Annotated in this window: 18 protein-coding genes; all 18 read left to right on the top strand. The window is 37.8% G+C overall.

Annotation, left to right across the window (positions count from 1 at the left end):
- Positions 1 to 133: 133 nt before the first annotated feature.
- The 18 genes from HP568_RS00090 (at position 134) to HP568_RS00005 (ending at position 26,423) form a co-directional block, all read left to right on the top strand.
- On the top strand, positions 134 to 1,198 hold the full coding sequence (locus HP568_RS00090) for a Gfo/Idh/MocA family protein (protein WP_173627988.1): 1,065 nt from the start codon (positions 134 to 136) through the stop codon (positions 1,196 to 1,198).
- Positions 1,179 to 2,312 carry a DegT/DnrJ/EryC1/StrS family aminotransferase gene (locus HP568_RS00085; protein ID WP_173627987.1) on the top strand — a complete coding sequence of 378 codons (1,134 nt, stop codon included), beginning with the start codon at positions 1,179 to 1,181 and terminating at the stop codon, positions 2,310 to 2,312. Before HP568_RS00090 ends, HP568_RS00085 begins: the two co-directional genes overlap by 20 nt.
- Complete coding sequence (locus HP568_RS00080) at positions 2,309 to 3,652, top strand: nucleotide sugar dehydrogenase (protein WP_173627986.1); 1,344 nt, start codon at positions 2,309 to 2,311, stop codon at positions 3,650 to 3,652. Before HP568_RS00085 ends, HP568_RS00080 begins: the two co-directional genes overlap by 4 nt.
- A gap of 14 nt (positions 3,653 to 3,666) precedes the next feature.
- Positions 3,667 to 4,776 carry a non-hydrolyzing UDP-N-acetylglucosamine 2-epimerase gene (gene wecB / locus HP568_RS00075; protein ID WP_173627985.1) on the top strand — a complete coding sequence of 370 codons (1,110 nt, stop codon included), beginning with the start codon at positions 3,667 to 3,669 and terminating at the stop codon, positions 4,774 to 4,776.
- Positions 4,777 to 4,778: 2 nt separating this feature from the next.
- Positions 4,779 to 5,567, top strand: a complete 789-nt coding sequence (locus HP568_RS00070; RefSeq protein ID WP_173627984.1) for an ABC transporter permease — start codon at positions 4,779 to 4,781, stop codon at positions 5,565 to 5,567.
- On the top strand, positions 5,560 to 7,371 hold the full coding sequence (locus tag HP568_RS00065; RefSeq protein ID WP_173627983.1) for an ABC transporter ATP-binding protein: 1,812 nt from the start codon (positions 5,560 to 5,562) through the stop codon (positions 7,369 to 7,371). Before HP568_RS00070 ends, HP568_RS00065 begins: the two co-directional genes overlap by 8 nt.
- The gene (locus HP568_RS00060) at positions 7,371 to 9,509 is read left to right on the top strand and encodes a class I SAM-dependent methyltransferase (RefSeq protein ID WP_173627982.1); all 2,139 of its coding nucleotides are present in this window, start codon (positions 7,371 to 7,373) and stop codon (positions 9,507 to 9,509) included. Before HP568_RS00065 ends, HP568_RS00060 begins: the two co-directional genes overlap by 1 nt.
- Positions 9,510 to 9,543: 34 nt before the next feature.
- A complete protein-coding gene (locus tag HP568_RS00055; RefSeq protein ID WP_173627981.1) occupies positions 9,544 to 11,001 on the top strand; it encodes a glycosyltransferase in 1,458 nt (485 codons plus the stop codon).
- A 14-nt stretch (positions 11,002 to 11,015) separates the two neighbouring features.
- Positions 11,016 to 12,902, top strand: coding sequence for an asparagine synthase (glutamine-hydrolyzing) (gene asnB, locus HP568_RS00050; RefSeq protein WP_173627980.1), 1,887 nt, complete (start codon positions 11,016 to 11,018; stop codon positions 12,900 to 12,902).
- Between the two features lie 57 nt (positions 12,903 to 12,959).
- Positions 12,960 to 16,175, top strand: a complete 3,216-nt coding sequence (locus HP568_RS00045) for a D-glucuronyl C5-epimerase family protein (RefSeq protein WP_173627979.1) — start codon at positions 12,960 to 12,962, stop codon at positions 16,173 to 16,175.
- A 149-nt stretch (positions 16,176 to 16,324) separates the two neighbouring features.
- Positions 16,325 to 17,437 (top strand): transglutaminase-like domain-containing protein, encoded by a 1,113-nt coding sequence (locus tag HP568_RS00040; protein ID WP_173627978.1) that lies wholly within the window; start codon positions 16,325 to 16,327, stop codon positions 17,435 to 17,437.
- On the top strand, positions 17,434 to 19,443 hold the full coding sequence (asnB, locus tag HP568_RS00035; protein ID WP_173627977.1) for an asparagine synthase (glutamine-hydrolyzing): 2,010 nt from the start codon (positions 17,434 to 17,436) through the stop codon (positions 19,441 to 19,443). The genes HP568_RS00040 and asnB (HP568_RS00035) overlap by 4 nt, the downstream gene beginning before the upstream one ends.
- Entirely contained in the window at positions 19,440 to 20,627 is a 1,188-nt protein-coding gene (locus tag HP568_RS00030; protein ID WP_173627976.1) for a glycosyltransferase, read from the top strand. The genes asnB (HP568_RS00035) and HP568_RS00030 overlap by 4 nt, the downstream gene beginning before the upstream one ends.
- Positions 20,605 to 21,849, top strand: coding sequence for a glycosyltransferase family 4 protein (locus tag HP568_RS00025; RefSeq protein ID WP_217366313.1), 1,245 nt, complete (start codon positions 20,605 to 20,607; stop codon positions 21,847 to 21,849). The genes HP568_RS00030 and HP568_RS00025 overlap by 23 nt, the downstream gene beginning before the upstream one ends.
- The gene (locus HP568_RS00020; RefSeq protein WP_254550985.1) at positions 21,839 to 22,612 is read left to right on the top strand and encodes an acyltransferase; all 774 of its coding nucleotides are present in this window, start codon (positions 21,839 to 21,841) and stop codon (positions 22,610 to 22,612) included. Before HP568_RS00025 ends, HP568_RS00020 begins: the two co-directional genes overlap by 11 nt.
- 91 nt (positions 22,613 to 22,703) lie before the next feature.
- Positions 22,704 to 24,065 carry a sugar transferase gene (locus tag HP568_RS00015; RefSeq protein WP_173628126.1) on the top strand — a complete coding sequence of 454 codons (1,362 nt, stop codon included), beginning with the start codon at positions 22,704 to 22,706 and terminating at the stop codon, positions 24,063 to 24,065.
- A 20-nt stretch (positions 24,066 to 24,085) separates the two neighbouring features.
- Positions 24,086 to 25,027, top strand: coding sequence for an SDR family oxidoreductase (locus HP568_RS00010; protein ID WP_254550984.1), 942 nt, complete (start codon positions 24,086 to 24,088; stop codon positions 25,025 to 25,027).
- 448 nt (positions 25,028 to 25,475) lie between these two features.
- Positions 25,476 to 26,423, top strand: a complete 948-nt coding sequence (locus tag HP568_RS00005; RefSeq protein WP_056486985.1) for an accessory Sec system S-layer assembly protein — start codon at positions 25,476 to 25,478, stop codon at positions 26,421 to 26,423.
- Positions 26,424 to 26,606 lie beyond the last annotated feature (183 nt).

Here is a 26,606-nt window from a genome sequence, read left to right as displayed (position 1 = left end):
GGAAACTATGTTATTGTCGACTTCTGTATAATAATGAAACTTATATTTGCTGTAATATGATGTTATTCTACAAATATATTTTTGTTTCATTCATGGTATAGTAATACAAGAAGAAAAGAATGGAGATAGAATCATGATACATTTCGCCATAGTAGGCTGCGGCCACATTTCGAAGAAACACATTGAGGCGATCGAAAATGTCGAAAACGCGAAACTTGTCGCAGTTTGTGATACGTCGGTTGAGAGATTGCAGGAGACTTGTGAAAAATATCAAGTTGATGGGTACAAAGATTTAGATGAAATGCTGGATAATCAGCCAGAAATAGATGTTGTATGCATCTGTGTACCAAGTGGGCTGCATGCAAAATTGGCAATTCAAGCGGCTAATGCTAGAAAGCATCTGATCGTAGAGAAACCAATCGCATTGACTGTTCAGGCTGCGGAGGCGATTGTACAAGCATGTAAGGACAACGGCGTAAAACTATCTGTCGTGCACCCAAATCGATTTAGACCTGCCATTATGGCTCTTAAGAAAGCAATGACAACTGGCCAATTTGGAAAGATAAGTCACGCTAATGCAACGTTACGGTGGAATCGTAATCAAGCCTATTACGATCAAGCAGCGTGGCGTGGAACGAAGGAAATGGACGGCGGAGTTTTAATGAACCAAGCTATACATAATTTAGATTTACTATTGTGGTTAATGGGGCCGGTGGAAGAAGTACAAGGATACTCTGCAACACGTCTTAGAAATATAGAAGCTGAAGATGTTGCAGCCGCAACAGTTCGATTCCAGAATGGGGCATTAGGGATCATCGAGGCTGCTGCTACCATATTTCCCAAGAACTTCGAAGAGTCCCTTAGTATTTTTGGTGAGAGCGGAACAGCTGTTGTATCTGGAACTACAGCTAACTGGATCAAACATTGGGAATTTGAGTCTCTTCCACAGCAACATGCAGAAGCGCTCATTCAAGAGGTTGAAAAAGATCCATACGGTACCCCTGGGCAGGAAGAAATCATTAGAGACATGGTTGATGCAATACGAAGTGACCGGGACCCGGTTGTAAGTGGAGTTGATGGGCTAGAAGCTTTAAAGCTTGTATTAGCAATCTATAAATCAGCAGAATTAGGAAAGCCAGTTAAATTAAATGAAATAGTAGAAGAGGAGAATCGTCAATATGAATACAACCACTCATAAGGTACCATTGCTTGATTTGGTAAAGCAATACAAAAACATCGAAGCTGAGATAAAAGCAGCTGTTGATGATGTATTATCGAGTGGTAATTATATTATGGGTAAGCATGTTGCTGACTTTGAGCAAAAGATGGCAGATTACTGTAACGTAAAGTGCGCTATCGGAGTTGCAAATGGTACAGATGCATTGCTTCTCGTACTTGATGCACTTGGAATAGGGCCAGGTGACGAGGTTATTACTACACCATTCACTTTCTTTGCATCTGCGGAAGTGGTTTCTCAACTAGGTGCTAAACCGGTATTTATTGATATTGATCCCAAAACATATAATTTTGATGTTAGCAAGCTGGAGGCAGCAATAACGCCAAATACAAAGGCAATCATTCCGGTACATATTTTTGGACAACCTGTAGATATGGACGAAGTATTGGCACTGGCTAAAAAATACAATTTATACGTTGTCGAAGATGCGTGTCAAGCAATTGGGTCAAAATACAAGGAGCAAAAAATTGGTTCATTAGGTGTCGCCGGTTGTTTTTCATTCTTTCCAACGAAAAATCTGGGGGGATATGGAGACGGCGGTATGATCGTAACAAATGATGAAGAACTTGCCAAAAAAATAAAAATTTTACGCGCACATGGTAGCAATCCCAAATACTATCACTCCATGATTGGTTACAACAGTCGATTGGATAGTCTGCAAGCTGCAATGCTGAACGTAAAGCTTGCTTATATTGATCAGTGGAATGCAGCTCGTAGACAAAAAGCAGCTGTTTATAACGAGGCACTGAAAGATTTGCCGATACAAGTCCCTTTCGAAAAAGAGGACCGCTATGCAGTTTATCATTTGTACATTATTCAAACAGACCTTCGTGATGAACTAATGACCTTCTTGCAAGAGAAAGGCATTTCTTCTGGTGTTTACTATCCTGTCCCACTGCATTTGCAAGAAGTATATAAAGATTTGGGCTACGATAGAGAAAGCCTGATTGAGTCTGAAAAAGCCGCGAAGGGTACTATGGCTTTGCCGCTTTATCCAGAAATGACTGAGGAAGAGCAACAGTATGTAATTTCTGTTGTGAGAGAATTTTTCGAGATGAGAGGAGCAACTTCATGAGTAACTTGCTAGAACAGGAAATACCTCTTTTAGCCGAAAAATTGATTCGGAAACTTGAAGAAAGAACTGCTGTCATTGGTGTAGTAGGATTAGGTTATGTTGGGTTGCCTTTAGCAGTAGAGAAAGCGAAAGCAGGGTTTCAGGTAATTGGATTTGACGTGCAATCTGACAAAGTAGAGATGGTAAACCAAGGGATCAATTATATTGGCGATGTATTGAATGAAGATCTTCAGTCTACTGTGAAAGCGAATAAATTGAAGGCTACTGCTGATTATTCTTTTATCAACGATGTAGATGCAGTAGCGATTTGTGTCCCTACTCCTTTGGATAAGTATCATCAGCCCGACACGAGCTATGTGAGCTCTTCGGCACGAGAAATCGCTAATCATCTAAAACCAGGAATGCTCGTGGTACTAGAAAGTACTACATATCCTGGGACAACAGAGGAACTGGTTAAGCCGATTTTGGAGGAATCCGGTTTAAAATGTGGGGTTGATTTCTTTTTAGCCTATTCACCAGAACGGGTAGATCCGGGGAACAAGCATTTCAATACAAAAAATACCCCAAAAGTCGTTGGGGGTATTACTCCCGATTGTACAAGGGTAGCTGCGACTATGTATCAAGCTGTGCTCGAGGGTGAAATACATGTAGTATCAAGTCCAGCAGTCGCGGAATTGGAAAAAATATATGAAAATACATTTCGCCATATTAACATCGCACTTGCAAATGAAATGGCGGTTCTTTGCAACAAGATGGGTATAGATGTGTGGGAAATGATTGACGCGGCAAAGACAAAACCGTATGGCTTCATGGCGTTCTATCCTGGCCCGGGTCTAGGAGGGCATTGCATCCCAATCGATCCCTTCTACCTTACATGGAAAGCAAGAGAATTTAACTATCATACTCGCTTAATAGAATTAGCAGGTGAGATCAATAGCAGTATGCCTGATTTTGTAGTTACTAGAATGATGCAGATTTTAAATCAGGATAGAAAGTCGTTAAATGGTTCAAAAATACTCGTATTAGGTGTAGCTTACAAGAATGACATTGATGATTACCGGGAATCTCCTGTTCTTGAAATACTCTCTATCCTCGATAAAGAAGGGGCTGAGTATCAGGTAGTTGATCCCCACATTCCTACCTTTAAGTTTAATGGGAATATGGTCGAGACAATCCCATTGACTGCTGAAGCTTTAGAAAAAGCAGACTTGGTTTTATTGACAACCAATCATTCACAATTCGATTACGACCTGATCTGTTCCTCTGCTCGCGTTATTTTTGATACCAGAGACGGAATAAAAAAGAAAACAAATGTTAAAGGGAAATATTTCAGACTGTAAGAACGGAGTAAATTATGAAAATAATAACAGTAATTGGTGCCCGTCCACAGTTTATTAAAGCGGCAGCGGTTTCCAGAGCCATCCGGGAATATAATCGGACGAGTAACCATTTGGTGAATGAGGTTATCGTCCATACTGGTCAACACTATGATCGGAATATGAGCGATATTTTCTTTGAAGAACTTGACATTCCTCATCCTCAGTATCACTTAGGAATCGGCTCTTCTAATCATGGTCAACAAACCGGGGAAATGTTAACTGCGATTGAGGCAGTATTATTAAAGGAGAAGCCAGACTGCATGTTGGTATACGGTGATACAAACTCAACATTAGCAGGGGCTTTGGCGGCATCAAAACTCCATATTCCCATTGCCCACGTCGAGGCAGGACTTAGAAGTTATAATCGAGCAATGCCAGAGGAAATCAACCGAGTAGTGACTGATCATTTGTCTTCTATTCTGTTTTGTCCAACCAACCACTCTGTCAATAATCTGGAAAAAGAAGGAATTGCCAACCGAGTATACTCAGTTGGGGACGTTATGTATGATTGCATGCTTTATTACATGAACAAGGTAGGTAACGATACAGTCGTGTTGGATGGTTTCAATGTTAAGCCAGGACAGTATGCATTGGCGACTGTGCATCGTGCAGAAAATACGGATAACCCTCAATATCTAAGTGAAATCTTTGGTTCCTTTAATGAAATTGCAGATGAAATTCCGGTTTTGGTTGCATTACATCCACGAACAAAAAAGTATCTACACCAATATGGTATTGAAGTTAGTGATAAAGTATCACTTTTAGATCCCCTATCGTATTTACAAATGGTAACTTTAGAAGTAAACGCTAAAACCATTTTGACAGACAGTGGTGGGGTTCAAAAAGAAGCGTACTTTGTTGGTAAACCGTGCATTACGTTACGTAATGAAACAGAATGGGTCGAAACAATTGAAGTAGGAATGAATGTGTTAGCTGGGCAGTCTAAGGAAAAAATTCTCGCATCTTTTAATGATATACATTCAGGGATGGACAGGACTGTCAGAGAGGGAATTTATGGAGACGGAACTGCTTCCAATAAAATTGTTAATCTCTTATGTGCTTTTAATCATTCCGAAAGGAGTTAATTATGAATAACCCTTTCTCTCAACTAATCAGCTATAGAAAGATTCTCTTTAATATAACGGTAGACGATATTAAGAAAAAATATGCGGGTTCAATCATGGGAGGGACGTGGATTTTATTAAATCCACTCCTCTTTCTTTCAGCATATTTTTTGGTATACATAACCATTTTTAAAATCAAACTAACTGGTATTTCTACTTTTGACTACGTCTTGATTATTTTTTCAGGTCTAATACCGTGGTTTGGGTTTTCTGAGTCGATCGGACTAGGTGTTAATACGGTGACAAGCAATAGTTCATTGATCAAAAATACGATCTTCCCCATTGAACTGATTCCTGTAAAAGTAGTTTTGGCTAGTATGGTTTCACAGTTGATTGGTTTAATCATGTTGCTAATTGTAGTAGGATTCAACGGGCAACTAGGATTCTATGTTCTACTTCTTCCTTTTGTATTGATATTGCAAATATTATTTACAACGGGTTTAGTGTGGATTCTGGCAAGTATCAATGTTTTCTTTCGCGATTTATCACAGATCATAACAGTGATTTTGATCTTACTTATGATGGTTTCACCAATTGCCTATACAACTGATATGTTGACCAGCGAACTGGTGTATTTCATGCAATTCAATCCGATGTACTATATGATTAGTTTGTATAGAGAGATTATAATCTACAACTCCTTACCAAGTTGGGATATAACTGTGATTTTTGTCGCATTGTCCTTAGGACTGTTTTTTTTAGGACATTACGTATTTACCCGATTGAAAGTGGTGTTTGCAGATTATGTATGATGAATACGCTGTTCAAATTAATAACGTAAATAAATTATTTAAATCTTACAAGCATCCAAGAGATCGTATACTTGACGTCCTTGGATTTGGCTTTCTTACAAAAAATAGATACGAAGAATTTTGGGCGTTAAAAGATATAAATCTTAACATTAAAAAAGGCAGTAAGATAGCTTTAGTCGGTAGGAATGGTGCTGGAAAAAGTACTTTGCTCAAAATAATTGCCGGTAGTTTGAGACCAACTGATGGAGACATAAAAATAAATGGGAAGGTCTCTGCGCTAATGGAGCTGGGTACAGGCTTTCATCCAGAGTTTTCTGGGCGTGAGAACATTTTCGCCTCATTGTCTTATTCCGGTATCGTTGGTAAAGAAGCAAAAGAGAAATTTGAAGAAATCGTGGACTTCTCAGAATTAGAAGAGTTTATTGATAAACCTGTTAAGACTTACTCAGCTGGTATGTATGCACGGCTAGCTTTTGCTACATCAACTGTTGTCATTCCTGAGATCCTTATTGTAGATGAAATACTAGGGGCTGGAGACGCATACTTCATCAATAAATCGATCGAGCGAATGAAAAAATTAACGGAGGGTGGTACAACGGTTCTCTTTGTATCACATGACATATCCTCTGTTCAAAAAATGTGCAATGAGGCTGTATGGATTGATAAGGGAAAAGTAGTGATGGAAGGAAATATTTTAGATGTTACTGCAGAATACCTAGCATCAATTCGGAAACAGGAAGAGAGAAGACTAAAGGCTAGAAATGTACGATTAAAACATAATAATTTTAAAACCTTAGAGGAGGGCATTGAAGATTCACTTGTTTACTTTCACTTCATCACAGAGAATGGGGCGCCATTGGAAAAGCATCCTATATCAGAGGTGAAGTTTTATTGTAAAAATAAGGTTATTGAGTCTCTGCAGATTGGCGACGCCGGTGATACAAATAATGGGAGTGATTTGTTTTTAATTGCGGATAAAGAAACAATTAACTGGTCTTCGCCTGTTGAGCAAAATGGAAAAAGATATCGAGCATTTGAAGACGTAGGTGGAGAATACCAGCACGCTTTATTTGTATTTAAAGTACAAAATTTAGCTGAATTGAGAAACTATGAACTAGAAATCGTTTATCAGGATATATCGACTGAGAAAGTGAAAATAGAGTTTTTTGATGGCGAAAACTATGTTGCGATTGGTCATCTTGAGGCAAATGATGATTCCGAGTGGAAATCAAGTATATATAGTCTGAAAGAGGTTATTCGTGATGAAAGTATGGATAATGAGACAGTTAAAACGATAAATTATCAGGAACTACTCGAACAAAGGGAAAGTAATAGTCGAATATATGGTTCAGGTGAAATGGTTATTACTTCTGTAGATTTTTTAAATGATAATAATGAAGTATCGCATGTCTTCCAAAACCTCGGGTATAAAAAAGTAAGAATCAATTATTTTGCGAAAGAAAAAGTGAGAAACCCAATTTTTGTGCTTGCTTATTACTTGTTGGATGGAACTTGTGCTATGCAAGTATTATCGAATAAAGATGGATATGAAGTAAAAGAGGCATTTGGCGAAGGTTTTGTAAATGTATTCTTTAATCCTTTACTTTTAGGGAAAGGTACTTATCTCGTATCGGTAGCAATCTTTAAAGAATTAAATTTGTTAGATAATGTTGAACCGCCTGCTTACGATCTTCACGATAAGATGTATGAAATTAAAGTGGAGCAGCCTTTTGGGGTTAATGTGTCTTTAGGATTAATTAATCACCCTGTCAGATGGGGAGGGAATGAGAAGGGGGCTATTTAATGGAAAACAGTAACATTATGAAATATTACAATTCCCCGGATATTTGGGAACAAGATCCAACTCAACACCAAGTTGAGATCACTGAGCTAATCCTGTCAAAAATTCCAAATGGTGTGAAGTCAATTTTGGACATAGGTTGTGGCAACGGAATTGTTACAAATCGTCTGGCAAAGAAATATGACAGAGTTTGCGCAGTGGATATAAGTGAAGAAGCACTTAAATATGTGCAAACAGAAAAAATAGTAGGGTCAATAGATAAGCTGCCATTCAAGGATGAGGAATTTGATCTCATACTAATTTCTGATGTGCTTGAACATTTGCCAACAGAAGTCTTCGAAAAAGGTATTCAAGAATTACAAAGGGTTACTAAAAGATATATTTTAATAGTCACTCCGTTTCAAGAAAAGCTAGAGTTTGGAATGATGACCTGCAATAGTTGCTTGTGCCAATTTCATGTGAATCTGCATATTCATTCTATTAACAAAGAAACGATTGTGCATGGATTTGGAGCGAAATTTATCATAAAGCAAATGAGTTTTGGCGGAGATGAATGGAGTCATATTCCATTATATGCAAAGCAATTAAAGAGCTTATATCACTACTCCAATAATTGGGATAATGCCGTATGTCCGCAGTGTGGTGTAAAACAAAATAACCCTAGTGGTTCCAATCGAAAGATAATCACTAATCCTAAGTTTTACGATGCAATTGCAGACTCCGTACATAAAGTGATGGATCAGTTACGCTTAGAGGAGTTTCTTCATAACGAAGCGCTCTTCCTGTTAGAAAAAGATTCTGGTTCCAGTACCGAATCAACAAACAAAACATTATTAATCGAAAGTGACGTTCGATTGAAAAGTGTGAAGCTTATTAGTGATGATAAATGGAACTTAGATTTTACGAATCCTTTCTTTCAAAGATCTCATACCGTATATTTCGGTTACAAGCCATATATAGTAGTAGGCGATAGCTTAAATATTTCGAACATCATAACGGAGGACTCACACAGCTATCGATTAGTTGGGCCAAAGGAAAATGGTTCCAATCATGCGATTTTTATCATTCCGAAATTTACAGATGAAGAGTTTTGCTTATTCATTGAATATCAGGATATCACCAATGAGCCTCTATTCGTGAATGTATTTGACCGAGAACGCTCTTATATACCAATTGGTCAGTTAGAAAATAAAGCAGATGGGGAATGGAAGAAACAAAGAATTATCGTACCATCTGGAATCAATTGTCCAGCAGAAGGTTTCATATTCGAAATGACGTCGAGTGACAAGATAGAAGAATTACATCCGATTAAATACATTTATGTTAACGATGATTCTCGAAATAACCCAATCTATTCCATAATTCCTAAAGAGCTAAATGTATCCATAGACCTCAGTGAATGGATAGAGACATTGATTGAATCAAACTGTTACTTTATCTGTGATGCAGATAGCAATAGATCAGAGCAGTTTAAGGCGTCTCTTCAAGTAGGGGCTACACGGATTGATTTGAGATCTGCCCTGATGAATGGTTCTTATGTTATTGAAGTACCATCTGAATTGATAAATCTATTCGAGAAGACTTCAGTGAGTACGACAGAAATTCCAATTAATGATCTGTTGGAAGTAATGACTGAACAAAAGGAGAAAGAAATTTCCTCTGAACAAATACATTCCGAATTGAATGCACTTCAATGTGAGATGAAAAATCTACATGAAAAGCATGACAGATTGCTAGTAAATCTTCAAAATGTAGAAGCAGAGCTGGAAATACATAGAAATATTAAAATCGAGAATGAAAGACAAATCGTTTGGTTTCAGAACCGGACAGCCGAACTTGAACTTCTAAATGAGGGCTTTCAAAATGACTACAAGGATTTAACCGAAAAATATGAGAACCTAACAATTGACTACGAAAAAATCGCAAGGTTTCAGAGTCGAGTGGCTGAGCTTGAAATAGAGAAACATCGATACGTAAGGGAACTAGAACAGCTAAATGAGAAATACGAGGGTATTTTAGGAGAAAATAGACAGCTCTTGCGTGAAGTTGACAATAAAATAGAGGCGTTGCAAGACCTAAGCACAAAATTGGAAAAATTAGAGAAGATGAATGTTGTGCAATTCTTTTTAAGAAAAAAATAACATTACGCTACAGTACCGTTTCGGAGGGGTCATCTTGAATATATTAGTTTTAACTCCTGATACAGATATTGATCGAAGAATTACATTGCAAGCGAACTCCCTGTTGAAACATGGGTTTAAAGTAACCATTATAGGTGTGCCTTTCTCTGGTGACAATTTCTTATCGGGCACGATTGACCCTAATATTGCGATTAAAAGAATTGATCTTCAAAACATTGAATACCACTCAAAAATCGTAAAATTTTACAGGGGTATTCATAAAAAAATTATGAGTTTTGCTTATAAAAGAAACGATTTTATTAACCAATATGCAAATAAAAACATGGTAGCCATTGAAAAGAACACTTCCTATAAACTTGTTCGAAAATCTAAAAATAAGATGGTTTCTATTAATACTAAGTTGTTAAATTGGATAACGACGAAATGTATAGCACTGGTACAAAAAATGGTAAATGTTTTTTATAACGTGGTTTTAAAGTTTTTTCGTACATTTAACATTAACTTTTTTCCGTTATTTGATAAGGCCTTCTATAATGCGGGTATTCAAGAACAGTTTGATCTAGTTGTGGCTAACGACTTACCAGCATTAAAGGCAGGATACATGCTTGCAAAAGAAAGAAACGTCCCTTTAATTTATGATGCACATGAAAATTATACGGAACAATGCACGCTTCCAAAAAAATATGCTTTGTTATTGGAAGAAATAGAAGCGCAAATCTTACCTGAAGTTGATTTCTGGATAGTGCCAAATGAATTACTAGGTGAACAAATTATAGAGAAGTGCCAGCAGAAGTATAATGTGACAGTAAAAGAACCATTGGTTATTCAAAATGCTGTGAAACATTGGGAAGAGTATCTTAACTACCAGCATTCTGATTTATTTAGAGAAAAGTTGGGAATTGGGCGGGAGAAGAAGATTTTATTGTTTCAAGGTGGCTTTTTAGGTAAGAGAAACCTTGAAAACCTTGTGAAGGCAATGAAATACGTAAAAAATGAGAATGTTGTTTTAGTTATGCTCGGGTTCGGGACTTATGTCGAAGTTCTAAAAAACATTGCAAGAAAGTTAAATGTCGAGAGTAAAGTCTATTTTATGGAAGCTGTATCTCAAGATGAACTACTGAAGTACACTTGTTCGGCGGATGTAGGGATTATCCCGTACCCAGCAGTAGATAAAAACACATACTACTGTTCCCCAAACAAATTATATGAATTTATACAAGCGCGTTTACCGATTTTAGCCAACGATTTACCTTTTTTACGAAAAGTAATCATTGGAGAACAGATTGGTATTGTTCAAGATTTTTCTAATCCCAAATTCATTGCAAATGCAATAGATTTGTTCTTTGAGGATGAGAGTAAGTTGCAGCATTTTAAAGAAAAGTTAAATGATGCAGCGAGAAGAATCAATTGGGAAGTAGAGGAACAAAAGTTAACTAGTGAGTATTTAACGATGAGTAAAACTGAAAAAGTACTTGAGAAGGTATTTGTTTAAGGAGGACTTGCGTCGTGTGTGGCATATATGGAATTGTTCGTTCAGAGAAGCGAGTATATGAAAATGAATTAAGAATCATGGGAGAAAAACTCAAGCACCGCGGCCGTGATGATGAAGGAATTTTTTTGCATGACAATATTGGTTTGGGCCATAAGCGTTTAAGTATCATTGACGTAACAAACGGGAAACAACCAATGACAAATGAGGACGGAACAGTCTGGATTGTCTTTAATGGGGCAGTATATAACTACTTAGAGTTACGGCAAGAATTAGTACAAAAAGGGCACAATATTAAAACCTATTGTGATACAGAGATCATCATTCATGCCTATGAGGAATATGGAAAAGACTGTGTAAGTCGTTTCAATGGTATGTTTTCATTTGTGATATGGGACCAAAACAAGCAAGAGATATTTGCTGCTAGAGATCGATTCGGGGTTAAACCATTTTACTATTCCATGCAAGATGGTGAATTTATTTTTGCGTCTGAGATTAAAGCGCTCCTTTCCCATAATCCAGCACTGCGTAAAGTAAATATGAAGGGTTTAAAAGATTATTATGTTTTTCAGTATACATTAGCAGATAAAACACTTTTTGAAGGGGTTAAAAAGCTGGAGCCAGGATACCATTTAACTATAAAAATAAGCGATGGTTTCCGAGCAAATATCGAGCAGTATTGGGATTTTAATTTTAATTATGACTTGTATCATACAGAGGATTACTTCGTCGACAAAGTGAGGTTTTTGTTGGAAGATGCTGTGAAAATCCGCTTAAGAAGTGATGTTCCGGTAGGGGCGCATCTTAGTGGCGGATTGGATTCAAGCTCAGTTGTTTCATTTGCAGCTTCTCTTCTCGAGGGAATGAATATAAAGACGTTTACTGGAGGCTTTTCAGACAGTAAAGAGTATGACGAAACATACTACGCGAAATTAGTTGCAAAGCATTCAAAGGCAGATTACTATGAGATTTTTCCAACTGCTAGTGATTTTGCAGATAGTATCCAAGATATCATATATTATTTGGATGAACCAGGAGCAGGCCCAGGTGTATTTCCACAATACATGGTTTCGAAGCTTGCCAGTCAGCATGTAAAGGTAGTTCTAGGTGGACAAGGTGGCGACGAGATATTTGCGGGATATGCACGATACATGGTTGCTTACCTAGAAGAAAGCTTGAAAGGTGCAATTGAAGATACGGCGAATCGTGGAGAATTTGTAACCACATTAAGTTCCATCATCCCAAATCTTAACCTATTGAGCAACTATAAACCAATGCTTCAGCATTTCTTTAAAGAGGGGCTTTTCGGTCCACAAGATCAGAGATATTTCCGTTTAATTGATAGAAGTGAAGGAATGAAAGATGTATTAGACTCCGATTTGTTTACGGAGAGCAGCAGCTATTCTGTATTTGATGATTATCAAAAGATATTTAATCGTTCAAACGCAACTTCTTATCTTGACAAAATGTTATATTTTGACGTAAAGGCATCATTGCCAGCATTACTGCATGTTGAGGATCGAACCAGTATGGCAGTAGGTTTGGAATCGAGATTACCACTACTTGATTACCGGCTAATGGAGTTAGTTGCTACGATTCCACCAGTAATAAAATTCCAAAGCGGTAAATCAAAAAATATTTTGAAACAAGCTGTTAAAAATCACGTACCAGACGAGATCATTAATCGGAAGGACAAAATGGGCTTCCCCGTACCATTAAATGAATGGTATCAAAAAGATCTGAATGGATTCATAAAGGAAATCCTTCTTGATCCTCGTACTGCTAATAGGGGATATTACAACGTTACTGAGATCGAAAAAATCTTGAGCAAGCAAACAAAATTTAGTCGTGTGATGTGGGGACTCCTTTGCTTGGAACTGTGGTTTAGGGAATTCATTGATTAAGGCGCTAATGAAATATAAACCCAGGGGACATAATTATCAACATGGGAGGATACTTTTGTGATAAGACTAACGAAGTGGATAGTTGCCTGCGGGTTATTTATTTTTGCTTTGGTTACTTCAATATACTTTGCAAGCGGAAACGAAGAATCTATGAATATGAACCAAGGAGGAATTATTGATTTGAATGATGTACAACAGACTGATGTGGATAGAGCAAAACAATTATTTGATCAGAATGGTGTACCTTATCTTGAAATAGATGGTGTTGGTAAGAAGATAAATCCAGCAGGAGTAGGTGTTTACGCGCTTGAGTATTTAAATAAAGGTGATATGAAAAAATATTGGGCTTGTATAAATTGGTTAGAAGAAAATTTAATCGAGTATAACAATAATTATATTTGGTACTATGATTTTGATAATACCTATAATGATCTCCAAATCAAGTCCCCTTGGTATAGTGCCTTTGGACAAGCACTCGGTATTGAAGCATTTGTATCGGCATATAATGAAACTAACGACCCCAAATATCTCAATTTGGCAGAGAAAGCAGCGCAAATACTTTTTATCCCTCTGAATAATAAGGGACTGCTTTTTGAAAAAGGTCAAGACATTTGGTTTGAGGAAGTAGCAGTTCCTGTAGAAAATCCTTCGCATATTTTAAATGGGCATATGAGAACTCTTATTGCAATAAAACAACTCGCTGATGCATCTGGAGAACAAAAGTATAAGGATTGGTTCGACAGAGGAATCGCAACTTTGGAAAAATGGCTACCTATGTACGATAATGGGTACTGGTTAAGATATGATCTTAATCCGAAAAAAGATGAGTTGTTGTTTCGTTTTAACAACCCATATGGGTATCAATTATTGAATTTAGCTATTGATAAGATTACACTCAGAGATCCTAAAAACGGTGAGGAAGTCTCTATTGACATCGGGAGCCAAGGTGATGCTGAGGGACATGTACGTATTGCTGGTAACGACTGGGGGCAAACAGAATTTCTAGATAATCGAACGATAAGAAGACTAAAACCAGTTAATCCTGCTACAAGCCAAGAAGATGCGGATGGTCAAATGAATGCTCCAGGCACTTATTTTTACCTTACGTTACCTTCGAAATGGACGGATAATCTGCGAAAAGATTGGTTTGAATTGAGTATTGTATACAAAGATGAAAAAGCAGGGAATGTATCGACACAATTAAGATCCATTTCCCCAGGGACATCTTTCCGTAATTTGCATGACGGTGATTTGTTGCTAACTGGCTCTAATAAATGGGTAGAATGGAAAATACCTGTAAGAACTACGGATTTAGGTTGGTGGACAGGTATTTCATATGCTGAAAAGCATACTGATTATTTATCTCAGCTAGCTAACTTTTCTCCATCATTAGAAAAATGGGAAAGAAAAAATAGGGGATATGTTAATTCAATAAAACAGTTTAATGAAAATGAAGTGAAAGTTGTAAAGGCTGAACCACAAGTTTTACCACAACAAACTCCAATGCTATCCCTTTTTTCTTTTGATCAGGATGGGGTTTTAAGACAGCATCAAGCAAGTAAAGAGAATAAATTTACTCCGACAGGCTGGGACGGAAAGGGGAGACCAGGGCCAGCAGTATACAGTCCATTTATTATTGCAACACAAGCTATCAAAGGGAATATGTTTTTTAGTGACTACAGTAGAGGGACTAAAGAAGAAATCATTAAAACCTATGGAGTGAACCCTGAATTAGTAAGTTCTGAGGCGGCATACAAATGGATAGAAACCAACGGTAAAATAGTTGCTAAAGACGCGAAAATATGGGAATTCGGTTTTGATAACGCATATAATGATGTGGTCTCAAAAAATCCATGGCAATCGGCATTTGGACAAAATTATATTATTGAGGCTCTACAAAAAGCTGTAAAGGAGGGCAAGCCTAATTCAGAAGTAAATTATCAAGAGTTACTTCAACAAGCTGTAAATGCCTACAATGTACCTGTAAAAAATGGAGGCCTCTCAACGCAAATTGGTCAAGACGCACTGTTTTTTGAGGAAGTCCCAAATAGCACGCATGTTTTGAATGCACATTTATTTTCTACTGTAACATTGTTAGATAGTAGCGGTGATTTATCTGAGAAAGGGATAAAGGCATTAAAAGACACATTGTGGCTTTTTGATAACGGTTATTGGTCAAAATATGATCAAAATCCGAAAAAAGAGTTTCTATTGCAACTTGATTGGGTGGATGGAAATAAAAGTCCAGCAATTGATGAAATTTATATCGAAAACGTTGAAACAAAAGCAGTAACACATATTAATGTTGGAAGTAATAATGATTTCAACTCTCATCCTCGAATATCTGGCACCGATTGGTCTGAGGCTGTGAAAGTAGATGGGAAGACAGTTCGCTACTTTAACAATGGATATCTCTATAATAAAAAAGCGATTAAAAATGGACATCGACATAATGTCTTTATTGTAGGTGCCCTTCCGGAGAAGCCTATTGAGAATTACTTTGATCTTCCTGTTCATCGTATAATTATTAAGTATAAAGATGAATCAAAAGGTCAATTTGCTGTAAAAATTCAATCCATTAATGAAGGGAATTACCTTGAGTTTACACCAATTCAAAATGGAATAATTAGGACTACTGGAGATGGTAAGTGGAAAGAAGCGGTTCTAACTATTCGCCCCCAAGATTTAGGTTGGTTTATGGGGGCTGATTATCAAAAGTTTCACGTACAACAATTACAGGAATTAGGTAAGAAAACAAACGATTGGTTCTTTATTCAATATGCTGAAAAATGGTCGTATTATCTTAATAACACGCTTAACGGGAAGAGCTCAATAATAGAAGAAAACTCGCAAAGTCAACTCGTGGACATTACTGGAAATGTAAAAGTATCATCGTCATCAAAAACCTATCCAAAGCATGGTGTTGAAAATGCTCTAGATAATGATCCAAATGATGATTATGGTGCATTCATTGAAGGTGAGTTACCTCAATTTTTTACTTTACAATTAGAGAAAGAGGTCCCTATTCAAAGCATTGAGCTGACATGGGAAAGCGATAAAAACTATGGAGAAGAGTATATTATTGATTTCTTAGACAGGACAGGGAAAAGTTTCAAGCAAATAACCAGGACAAAACAACAGGGAAAAGTACAGCAAATTAATGTAGGCGGAGTAAAAGCAAGTTCAGTAAAGGTTACGGTGAGGAAAACTGTAGGGCAACCTCGAATATTAATTCGAGGGATCAAAATGTTGGCTCTTGAAGAAAAAAAATAATTTGCATGGTATAATTTTAGGGCCAGTCTATCTGGCCCTATTTTTAAGGAGGACACAAATCATAAAGATGTCAAAGATTTTAGTACTAAGATTAACGATAAACACAGAGACGGAAGAATCGAATTTCTAATTCACTGGAGGTAACAGCTATGAAATATAAATTTGCTAAACTTACACTAGCTGTGATTGTTTCTTCTTATAGTTTATTTTTTCCATCCCATTCTATTGCAAATAATAATGTAAATAATAATGAAAACTTTTTTCTTAGGGGTGATGATCCAAATAACCCGTTACGACCATTTAAACAGCCAATTACCAACGAAATTGTAAATGTTGCGAACGGTATTTTAGCTGAAAAGGGGAATCTATCTCCTCATCAAAAAGTTGTTGCATTCATGGATTTTATTGCTGATTTTGAGGTAGGAATCGCTAGTAACTCTAGTCCTGAAGCCACAGTTAATGAACGGATAGGTGCATGTGGAACTTTTACAAATTTACTATTAGCGTTAGCTGCTACTCAAGGAATTAATGGTAGAATTATTAGTTTAGGTAACTATCCAACAGATGATGGACATGCTGTTGCAGAGCTATGGATTAACGGCAAGTGGAGTGTATACGATCCAACCTATGCTTCTTATTATACTGATACTTTAAATAATTCAACGAATCCCAATGTCTTATCTTTTGAGGAACTCAGAAAAGGAGATGGAAATAGGAAAGATGTTGCACTAATTCTTAATGGGAAACAAAGATTTAATAAATCTCCATTACTAGCAAAAGACTATGTTGGAACTGATATTTATGAAAAGGCAAATCCCGCTGGGCCGATTGGTCCAGAAAATCCATTTATATACCCATTGTGGTTAGATGTCAATCAAAAATTTGAAATCCGAAATAATGACTTCGGTCCGAAAAATCAAGGCGCCCAGTATATTGGAGCGGCAGGAATAAATAACTATCATAATTGGAAGTTGACCTCATTAATACCTGGCAAAGAATATGAACTTGAGATTGTTCCGGATTGGATTGGAGGAGATTTTCTAAACAATGAGACGGATTTTCAGCTAACAGCTGAAATGAAAGCAGGAGGACGGCTCCTTGGTCAGGCAAATAAAACGTTTTCCAGTAAAGAATTAAATCCTTGGACCATTAGGTTTAAGGCAGATGATAGTGTAGTTAATATTCTTATTAAGCATCCTTACTTTGGACCAGAGTTAAAATATATATTTCTAAAAGAAATTCGTATTAAAAACATTTCTTGATCGAATATTTTACTTTGAATAAACAAGTTGATTTTGGAGGGTGTATGTGTGGTTTCGTAGGAGTTTTTAATCTTGAGCAAAAACCGGTAAACCCTGATAAGCTAGTTAAGATGCGTGATATTATCGCTCACCGAGGTCCTGATAGTGAGGGGATATTCCTAGACAACAATCTCGGATTAGGTTTTCGTCGACTCAGTATTATTGATCTAGAAGCGGGCCATCAACCAATGACAACGGTTGATGGCCGCTACACCATTGTGTTTAATGGGGAGATTTATAATTATTTAGAATTACGCAAGCTGTTAGTCCAAAGAGGGGTGATCTTCCGTACTGAGTCCGACACGGAGGTTCTACTACAGTTGTTGGCCCAAGAAGGGAAAAAAGGTTTATCACAAATAAATGGAATGTTTGCCTGTGCTGTGTGGGATAAACAAAAGCGTGAGTTATTTGTAGCACGAGACCGAATAGGAATAAAACCGTTCTACTATTACTTTGATGGAGAACGGTTTGTATTTGGTTCAGAAATTAAAGCGATTATTGCCGATCGCACAATTAAAAGGGAACCCAATTACCAAGCTATTGTAGACTATCTATCATTCATGTACGTGCCAGATGATAAGACGTTTTTTAATAACATTAAAAAATTGCTACCAGGTCATTGTGCAACAGTGTCCGAAAAAGAAGATTTGGTCATTGAAGAGTACTGGGATCTTACATTTGAAGCTGCTTCTAGAACAGAATCTCAAACGATTGAAGAGCTTAGGTTTTTAATAAATGACTCCGTAAAATTACACCTACGAAGTGATGTTCCAGTGGGTTGTCACTTAAGTGGTGGGCTTGACTCAAGTACGGTTAGCTCTTTATCGGCTAAACATCTACAGCAGCGAATAAAAACGTTTTCTGGAAAGTTTAATGAAAGCGATTTTTATGATGAAACAAAATATGCAAAAATAGTTGCGAAAGCATCAGGCACCGAATATCTCGAGATCGCTCCGGATATGAATTTTTTTCAAGATTCATTAGCTAAACTAATATGGCATATGGATGAACCAGCAGTCGGACCAGGTATTATTCCGCAATTTTCTGTTTGTCAGTTAGCGGCTGATAATGTCAAAGTAGTTTTAGGTGGTCAGGGAGGGGATGAGATATTCGGGGGGTACACACGTTATTTCCTTGCATATGAAGACCTTCCTTTGAATGGGCAACCGTCATCCCCAGTAGTATCAATGCAGAAGTCATTTTCAAACAGCTTGAAAAGAAAGGCTCTGCTCATTTACGGGTATGCCAAGCAACATGGAATCAAAACAACAATTAAAAAGATAGGACAACGAATACAGGAAACACCAACGCAACCGGGAACATTTGAGGAGATATGGCGAAAATATTCTACATCGATGGTACTTAACCCCAATTTATTTGGATTGAAGATGCAGGATACCATTTCAAATTACGATATGGATAATACATTCAATAGGTATCTCCGCAAAGATGTGAGTGAAGATCCTTTCGACCTAATGCTATATCATGATATCAAAGCATATCTCCCAGGACTGCTTCAAGTCGAAGATCGCACGAGTATGGCGGTATCGTTAGAATCAAGAGTACCGCTGCTTGATTATCGGATTGTGGAATTTGCTGCTACAATTCCGTCTTCTGTAAAGGTAAAGGGATTAGAACCAAAATACATTTTTAAGCAGGCTATAAAGGGAATGATACCCGATGAAGTCCTAAACCGAAAAGACAAAAAAGGGTTTCCAACGCCAATCAACGTTTGGTTTAAAAAGGATCCCCAATTTGTGAATAAAATCTTACTAGATGATTCAGCAAGACAAAGGGATTTATTTAATGTAGCGGGGATTTCAAATATGCTATCAGCAAACGTTGATTTCAGTTGGCAGCTATGGTCCTTATTGAATGTTGAGCTTTGGTTTAAAATATTTATTGATGAAGATCCCCGATTTGTAGATTCAAATGGATATATACAAAAAAGGGTTGAACTCGCATGAAAAAGAAACACATTTGCATGCTTGTAAGCAACGAGGTAACCTCAGATCCTAGAGTGACGAAGGAAGCGAGTTCACTAAGTAATATCTGCCGGGTAAGTATTGTAGGGATACGCAAAACATCAAGTGTTCCAAAGCATGAGAAAATTGGAAACTACACCGTGTTTCGTGCAAATGGGTTAACAAATAACCGTTTAAAAAAGAGCACGACGACGCTGGGGATTTTAAAGATGGCAATGAATAAGTTATTTGCTTTTTTGGAGATGAGTAAGATTGCATTTTCACAAAAAGCAGACGTCTATCATGCTCATGATTTTGATATGTTGCCATTTGCCTATGTGGTTGCCAAATTAAGAGGGGCGCTGCTTGTGTATGACTCACATGAACTGTGGGCCGAGCAGAGGGCTGATTTTCCCCAATGGTTTAAAAAAATGGTAATGTTGATAGAAGGGTATGTTATCCGACGGGCTAATAAAACGATAACGGTCAATGAATCAATTGCTCGGGAACTTCAAAAGCGTTACCGGTTAATCTCCTTGCCTGTCATTCTACACAACTTTACGATGATCCAAAATGAAAAAAACCTTCAGACTCATGATAATCACTCAAAAATAGTGGTACTGTATCACGGGGGGTATCTGAAAGATAGAGGATTGGAAGAGTTAATAAAGTCTGTGAAGTCTCTCCCTTCTTATATTGTGATCCGCTTAAGAGGGATGGGACCTATGGAAGAAGAACTCCGAACTCTTGCTGCGCCATATATAGTCAGCGGTCAAATTGAATTTTGTGAGCCAGTAGCTATGATGAATTTGGTTAAGGAAGCAAGCGAAGCTGATATCGGAATCATCCCATATAAACCGACTTGTTTAAATAACCTATTCAGTCTTCCAAATAAACTGTCTGAGTATATGATGGCTGGTCTAGCGGTCTGTGCCAGTAATCTCCCAGAAATCAGGAAATTGAATGACAGGGTGCATTTTGGGGAGCTGTTTGACCCTAATGATCCAAAGAGTATTGCAGAGGCAATAATCCGATTGTCTTCTAAAAAAGAATATTTGCGTCAATGCAGGAAAAATGCAAAAACATGGGCAGATATGGAAGGGAATTGGGAGGAAGAAAGTGAAAAGTTGATCTTTCTCTATACCAATCTATTAGGTGAACGATATGAAAAAAGTCTGGATCGTTAACCAGTATAGTGTTACACCCGAATATCCAGCTAGTACACGTCATTACGAATTAGCCAAATACTTAGCAAAGCGACATACGGTTACTTTATGGGGAAGTAACTTTATTCATCACAACAAAACGTATCGTTTTTCCAAATGGACGTTGATAAAAAATGAAGTGCTAGAAGGTTTTCGTTTTCTATGGATAGGAGCGATATCTTATAAGGATAACGGAGTACTTCGATTTATAAACATGTTTCTGTTTGCTATTTGTTTCTTTGTCGCAGGAGTGTTCCAGCGTGAAAGACCCGACGTCTTGATAGGATCATCGCCTCCATTGTTTACTGCCTTCTCCGCCATGTTGTTAGCAAAGGTTAAGAAAGCTGTATTTATTTTGGAGGTCAGGGACTTATGGCCGGATTCATTGATTGATATCGCAGGAGGAAGACACAAACTGTTAATCAGACTGTTGCGCTGGATGGAACACGTATTGTACAAGGAAGCGGATAAAATTATAGTACTTACAGAAGGTATTGGTGATCGAATACAACAAAAGGGACTATCGCGGGATAAACTCTTTTTTCTGGCTAACGGAATTGATATTGAAACTGTTACGCTATCATCTGATCCCTCCTATGATAGACAAAAAATACGAGAGTCGCTGGGGATCTCAAATGAGGATTTTGTCTGTATGTATGCAGGTGCGCATGGACCCGCTAATGATTTGGTTCAAATCATATATGCCATGGAAATGCTTAAAAAAGAACACAGGATCAAAATTGTACTAATGGGTGAAGGAATTGAGAAGCCGAAACTCCAACAGATAACGAAAGAAAAGGGACTAGGAGAAAGTGTACTATTCCTCTCAGCTGTTTCAAAATCAAACGTTCACAAGTATTTAAATTGTGCGGACGCTTTTCTTATTTGTTTAAAGGATGTTCCATTATTTGAAGGGGCACTTCCAAACAAATTGTTTGACTATCTGTTACATGAAAAATTGATTATTACTACAGTACGAGGAGAACTTCTTAACTTTTTGGAACGTTTCAATCTAGGTGTATATGGGAATATCAAGGAAACTGGTGAGCACTATCTACCTGAGGTAATACGTAAGCTTGCGTACGGGGGATTTCCGGTGTCTAACATTTCAGGAAAAGATATCGTCTCGAAACAATTTTCGCGCGAGAATCAGGCAGAGACCTTGGCAGTGATGATGGAGGAGTTAATCAAAAATGGAAGGTGACCAACAAATGAGTGCATTTATCAACTCGCAAGCGAAATTAGGGAATCATGTTACATTCGGCAATAACTGCATCATTGAAGAAGATGTAGAGATTGGTGACAACGTATCTATCGGTCATAACGTTATCATTTATAAAGGCACGAAAATCGGCGAAGGATGCCAAATACATGACAATGTTGTAATTGGAAAAAAACCTATGCGTGCCGCAAGATCGATCTTAAAGGAACAAACAGATCATCCACCAACTGTGATCGGAAATCGTTGTACACTTGGAACCAGTGCGATTGTTTACGTGAATGCCCAACTGGCAGATGAAGTATTCGTTGCTGATCTTGCTACCATTCGTGAAAAGGTAACAATAGGCACCCAAACGATTATCGGTCGGGGAGTGGCTGTAGAAAACGAATGCAGCGTAGGGGCATATTGCAAGATTGAGACAAATGCATACATTACTGCTTTTTCTACTATTGAAGACTATGTGTTTGTTGCACCTGGTGTTGTAACAAGTAATGATAACTATATTGGGCGTACGGAAAAAAGATTTTCTGCTTTTAAAGGGTGTACAATTCGAAAAGGCGGCAGGGTAGGAGCAAATGCCACTCTGTTACCTGGATTGATTGTGGAGGAAGATGGGGTTGTTGGGGCAGGAAGCGTGGCAACTAAACAGGTAGTCTCCGGAAAGATTGTTGTCGGTAATCCAGCAAAACCGTTTAGAGATGTGGAAGAAGACCAACTCTTAAAAAATCAGCCTAAAAAATCCTAAGAATCGACATAGACATATGAATGTGTGATGTTTGGAAAACAGTAAGTATGTTAAAATACCTCTAGCAATTGATATTGTTAGGGGTTTTTTTATGTTTAATATATTGGATAGACGCATTGACAAGTTTATTTTGTTAACGGTCGACTTGTTCATCATTTTCTTTACATATGTTCTGGCCTTTTTCTTGAGATATGAAAATATAACAGTTAGAAACTGGGAGTCGTTTCTGGCGCTTGCACCTTGGATTCTCTTGATTAGCTTGTTTTTTCTAACAGTCTATGAGCTCTATACATTGAATAGAAAAAGCATATGGGATGTTGTGAGAAGTATTTTTGTAGCGACTACTTTCATTACATTCTTAACAATGGCTGCTTCTTTTATTTTTCGTGAATTCGCACTTCCAAGATCTGTCATGCTAATTTCGTATTTTCTTATGATTGGATTACTGTCAGGATGGAAATTTATTTATTCGAAATGTAAACGTGATTATAAATCAGGTACAACATTACTAATTGGTTCACAGATTGAATTTGCAAAGATCGGAATGTCATTCCTTGGTCACTTAAAGTGGAAACATGTTCAGCCTGATCAAAGCATAGAAGAAATCATTGCACAAATGAATAAGGTAGATTCCGTCATAATAACCCCAGAATTATTGGAAGAAAAAAAAGCCCAGATCATTTACCAAGCTATGAAACAGAATAAGATTGTATACGTTGTTCCATCCTTGTATGATTTGCTGCTTTCTAAATCGATTATCACATCACTTGATGACACGATGGTCCTAGCAGTTAAGCCATTTGGTCTTCCCGCTGACCAGCGATTGATCAAGCGGGTTTTTGATATGATTTTCTCTTTTCTTTTTTTGGTGCTCTTATCTCCCATTTTTCTTTTCGTGAGTCTTCTGATCAAGTTTGAGGAGCCAAAAGGAAGGATCATTTTCAAGCAAAAAAGAATCGGACAACATGGAAATGAGTTTCAAATTTATAAATTCCGCTCAATGATAGAAGATGCAGAGGTACATACGGGACCAATCATCGCTAAGCAAAACGATTCTCGTATTACGCGGATCGGACGGTTTTTGAGACTAACCAGAATAGATGAACTGCCTCAATTGTTCAATGTACTCATAGGTGATATGTCAATTGTAGGTCCAAGACCAGAGAGAGAATATTTTACAAAGCAGTTTGTCCAACAGTTCGAATCATACGAATACCGACATGTTGTAAAACCAGGAATTACGGGATATGCCCAAGTTATGGGGAAGTACACGACGGATGTTGAGGATAAGCTGCGATATGACTTGCACTATATTAGAAACTATTCTCTTCTGCTAGATATAATCATTATGTTACGTACGATCATTGTCTTGCTTGATAAAACCAAAGCAGAAGGACGAGAAAAGCCTGCAAAGGTGAAAAAAGGCGACAGGAAGTTTCCTGTTAATTATTGAGAAGATAGAAGCCGTCACAAATGCGTGAAGAGGAGACTTTAATGAAAGTACTCGTAACTGGAGGGGCAGGTTTTATAGGTTCCCATATTGTAGATGAATTAATTGAGAGTGGACATCATGTTGTCGTGTTGGATAATTTATCCGTTGGAAAAAAAAGGAATCTCACTAAGAACGTCCAGATTATTGAACAAGATATTAGAGATGATTTGCATGCGCTCTTTTCTAGAGAAAAGTTTGACATTGTCATACATCAGGCTGGGCAAGTTAGCGTACCAAATTCTTTAAGAGACCCGATCACGGATCTTCAGGTTAATTTAACAGGGCTACTCAATCTTTTAGAAGCAGCTCGGAAGCATCAAGTAAGAAAAGTAATATTTGCTTCCACAGCTGCTGTATATGGAATGCCCATCGAATTGCCTATTAGAGAGAGTCATCGGCTGAAGCCAGTTTCTCCGTATGGTTTAACTAAAAAGACATCAGAAGAATATTTGAGGATGTATCATGATCTGTATGGTATCGATTTTACTATTTTACGATATGCCAATGTGTATGGCCCAAGGCAGTCTTCAAATGGAGAAAGCGGTGTAGTCTCTATTTTCACTGATTCATTCAGTAGAGGAGAATCACCAATTATTTATGGAGATGGGAGCACTACACGTGACTTTGTGTTTGTAAAGGATATCGCTAGAGCAAATGTACTTGCACTGCAAGCAGGAGATGGAGAAATCTTTAATGTTTCCACAGGAATTTCCACAAGTTTAAATGAGCTGTACAACCTGTTTAACCGTTTATTAAATGGACAGGGAGCACCTGTTTATGTAGATTCAAGATTAGGTGACATTAATCATTCTGTATTATCTAATTCTCACATTATGGATAAATTAGGGTGGGTACCTAAAACAAGTTTAACAGATGGGATTCGAGAGACATTGGATTGGAAACTACAATTAGCGATTATGTAATCCTCTATTTAAGTAACTAGTAAAAGTGGTAATTAAATCTGAAGGTCCAGCCAGTAAAAGGCAGGTCCTTTATTTTTTGTACTTATGTTATTTATCTCCATGATAGAAAAAAGACCAACTGAACTGGTCAGTTGGCAAATGGTGCTTCCCCAAGTTATTTGTTTAGACACTTATATTCTAGCAATATTGAATAATATTGTAAACTTTAACATCTAATAGGTGTCAATTTTTGGAGTAAGGATATCTTTCCATTCCTTGACATCATCTGCTCCATACGGGTATCCTAACATAACTACTATTACGAATGGCTCTGTTCTATGGTTGCAATAACCGTTTATTTGCTGTTTGTAATGCCAAGTTTTCTATGTTGCAAAAGGATGTCACTATGCTATAGTGGATGACGAATGCAAACTGTATATAGATGTAGAGAAAAGTTGGGAGCGACGATATGTTATCCTTCTTGAAGAATTTAATGGGGAATAAACCAACGGCGAAAGAGGTTCAAGAGCAGGTTCAGGAGGAATCAATCTTGTCCGCTTCTGATACCGCACAGTCACATCAAGAAGAAAACCAGGTACAGGATGCATCTTCTGGCGTCATCACAACGCTCTCCCTGCATAAATCATGGGAAGATAAGCTTAGTCCACAGGAGAAGTATTCGCTCTCCTTTATGGCTCAAGAACTGACACCATTGCAGGCGGGGAATATCTCTCTGGCAGGGACTGCTCTTGTTCCGCATGATGAAGGGATTGAAGTGACAGCGTTCATCCGGAACAGTTCTGATGAACCTGTGCAGCTGAATGAGACGACACTGGTGGTACTGTTCGGTGATCAGGAGTTGTTTACCCGCCAGACGTTCGATATGAGCGAGATCGGGGAAATTCCACCACGTTCCGCTAGACCGTGGTCGTTTGTATTTGATAGAGAACACTTCCTGAAAGTGGATGTTCTTTTGGCAAATTGGAAAATTGCTTTTGAATTGGCGGAAAAGAAAATGGTTCTGCCACATCAGTTGGAGCTAGAGGAATCCTGGATTAAGGCGCTATCTGAAGAACAGAAAACTTACTTGATTCAGTTAGCCAAGAATCTTCCTGCATTAAAAGAGGGAGAGGTCAATATCCAGAGTGTACAGCTTGGTCGTTCGTCAGAAGGCGATCTTCATGTCATGCTTCTGATACGCAACGGCTCTGGGCAGTCCCTGTCCCTGGAAAAATTGCCGTTGGCGCTGTTTGATGCAAGTGGAGATAAAGTGGCGGAAGGCTTATTTGAACTGGATGGCCTGATTGTACACGCAAATACCAGTAAGCCGTGGGTGTTTATTTTTCCGCCGGCAAGCTTCCAAAAGGAAGCGCCAGATTTGTCTCGTTGGAAAGTGAGTGTACCCCAAGGAGCTTGATTTTTCGAGAGGCGAATTTGCATGGGCTAGTCTAAAACGTTTATGATGATAAGAGAAGCTTCGTTCGTGCCCGGACGTGTGAGGAGGTATCATATGTTTTCCTTTATGAAGAATTTGTTAGGTAAAGATCAACAGAAGCGCTCCCTCGAGGATCTGAAAAAAGAGATTCAAGAAGAGTCGACA

Origin of the sequence: Brevibacillus sp. MS2.2 (genome assembly GCF_013284345.1) — a bacterium.
Taxonomy (GTDB): domain Bacteria; phylum Bacillota; class Bacilli; order Brevibacillales; family Brevibacillaceae; genus Brevibacillus; species Brevibacillus brevis_C.
The sequence above is the reverse complement of the archived record's forward strand: the minus strand, read 5'-3'. Positions and strand labels throughout refer to the sequence as shown.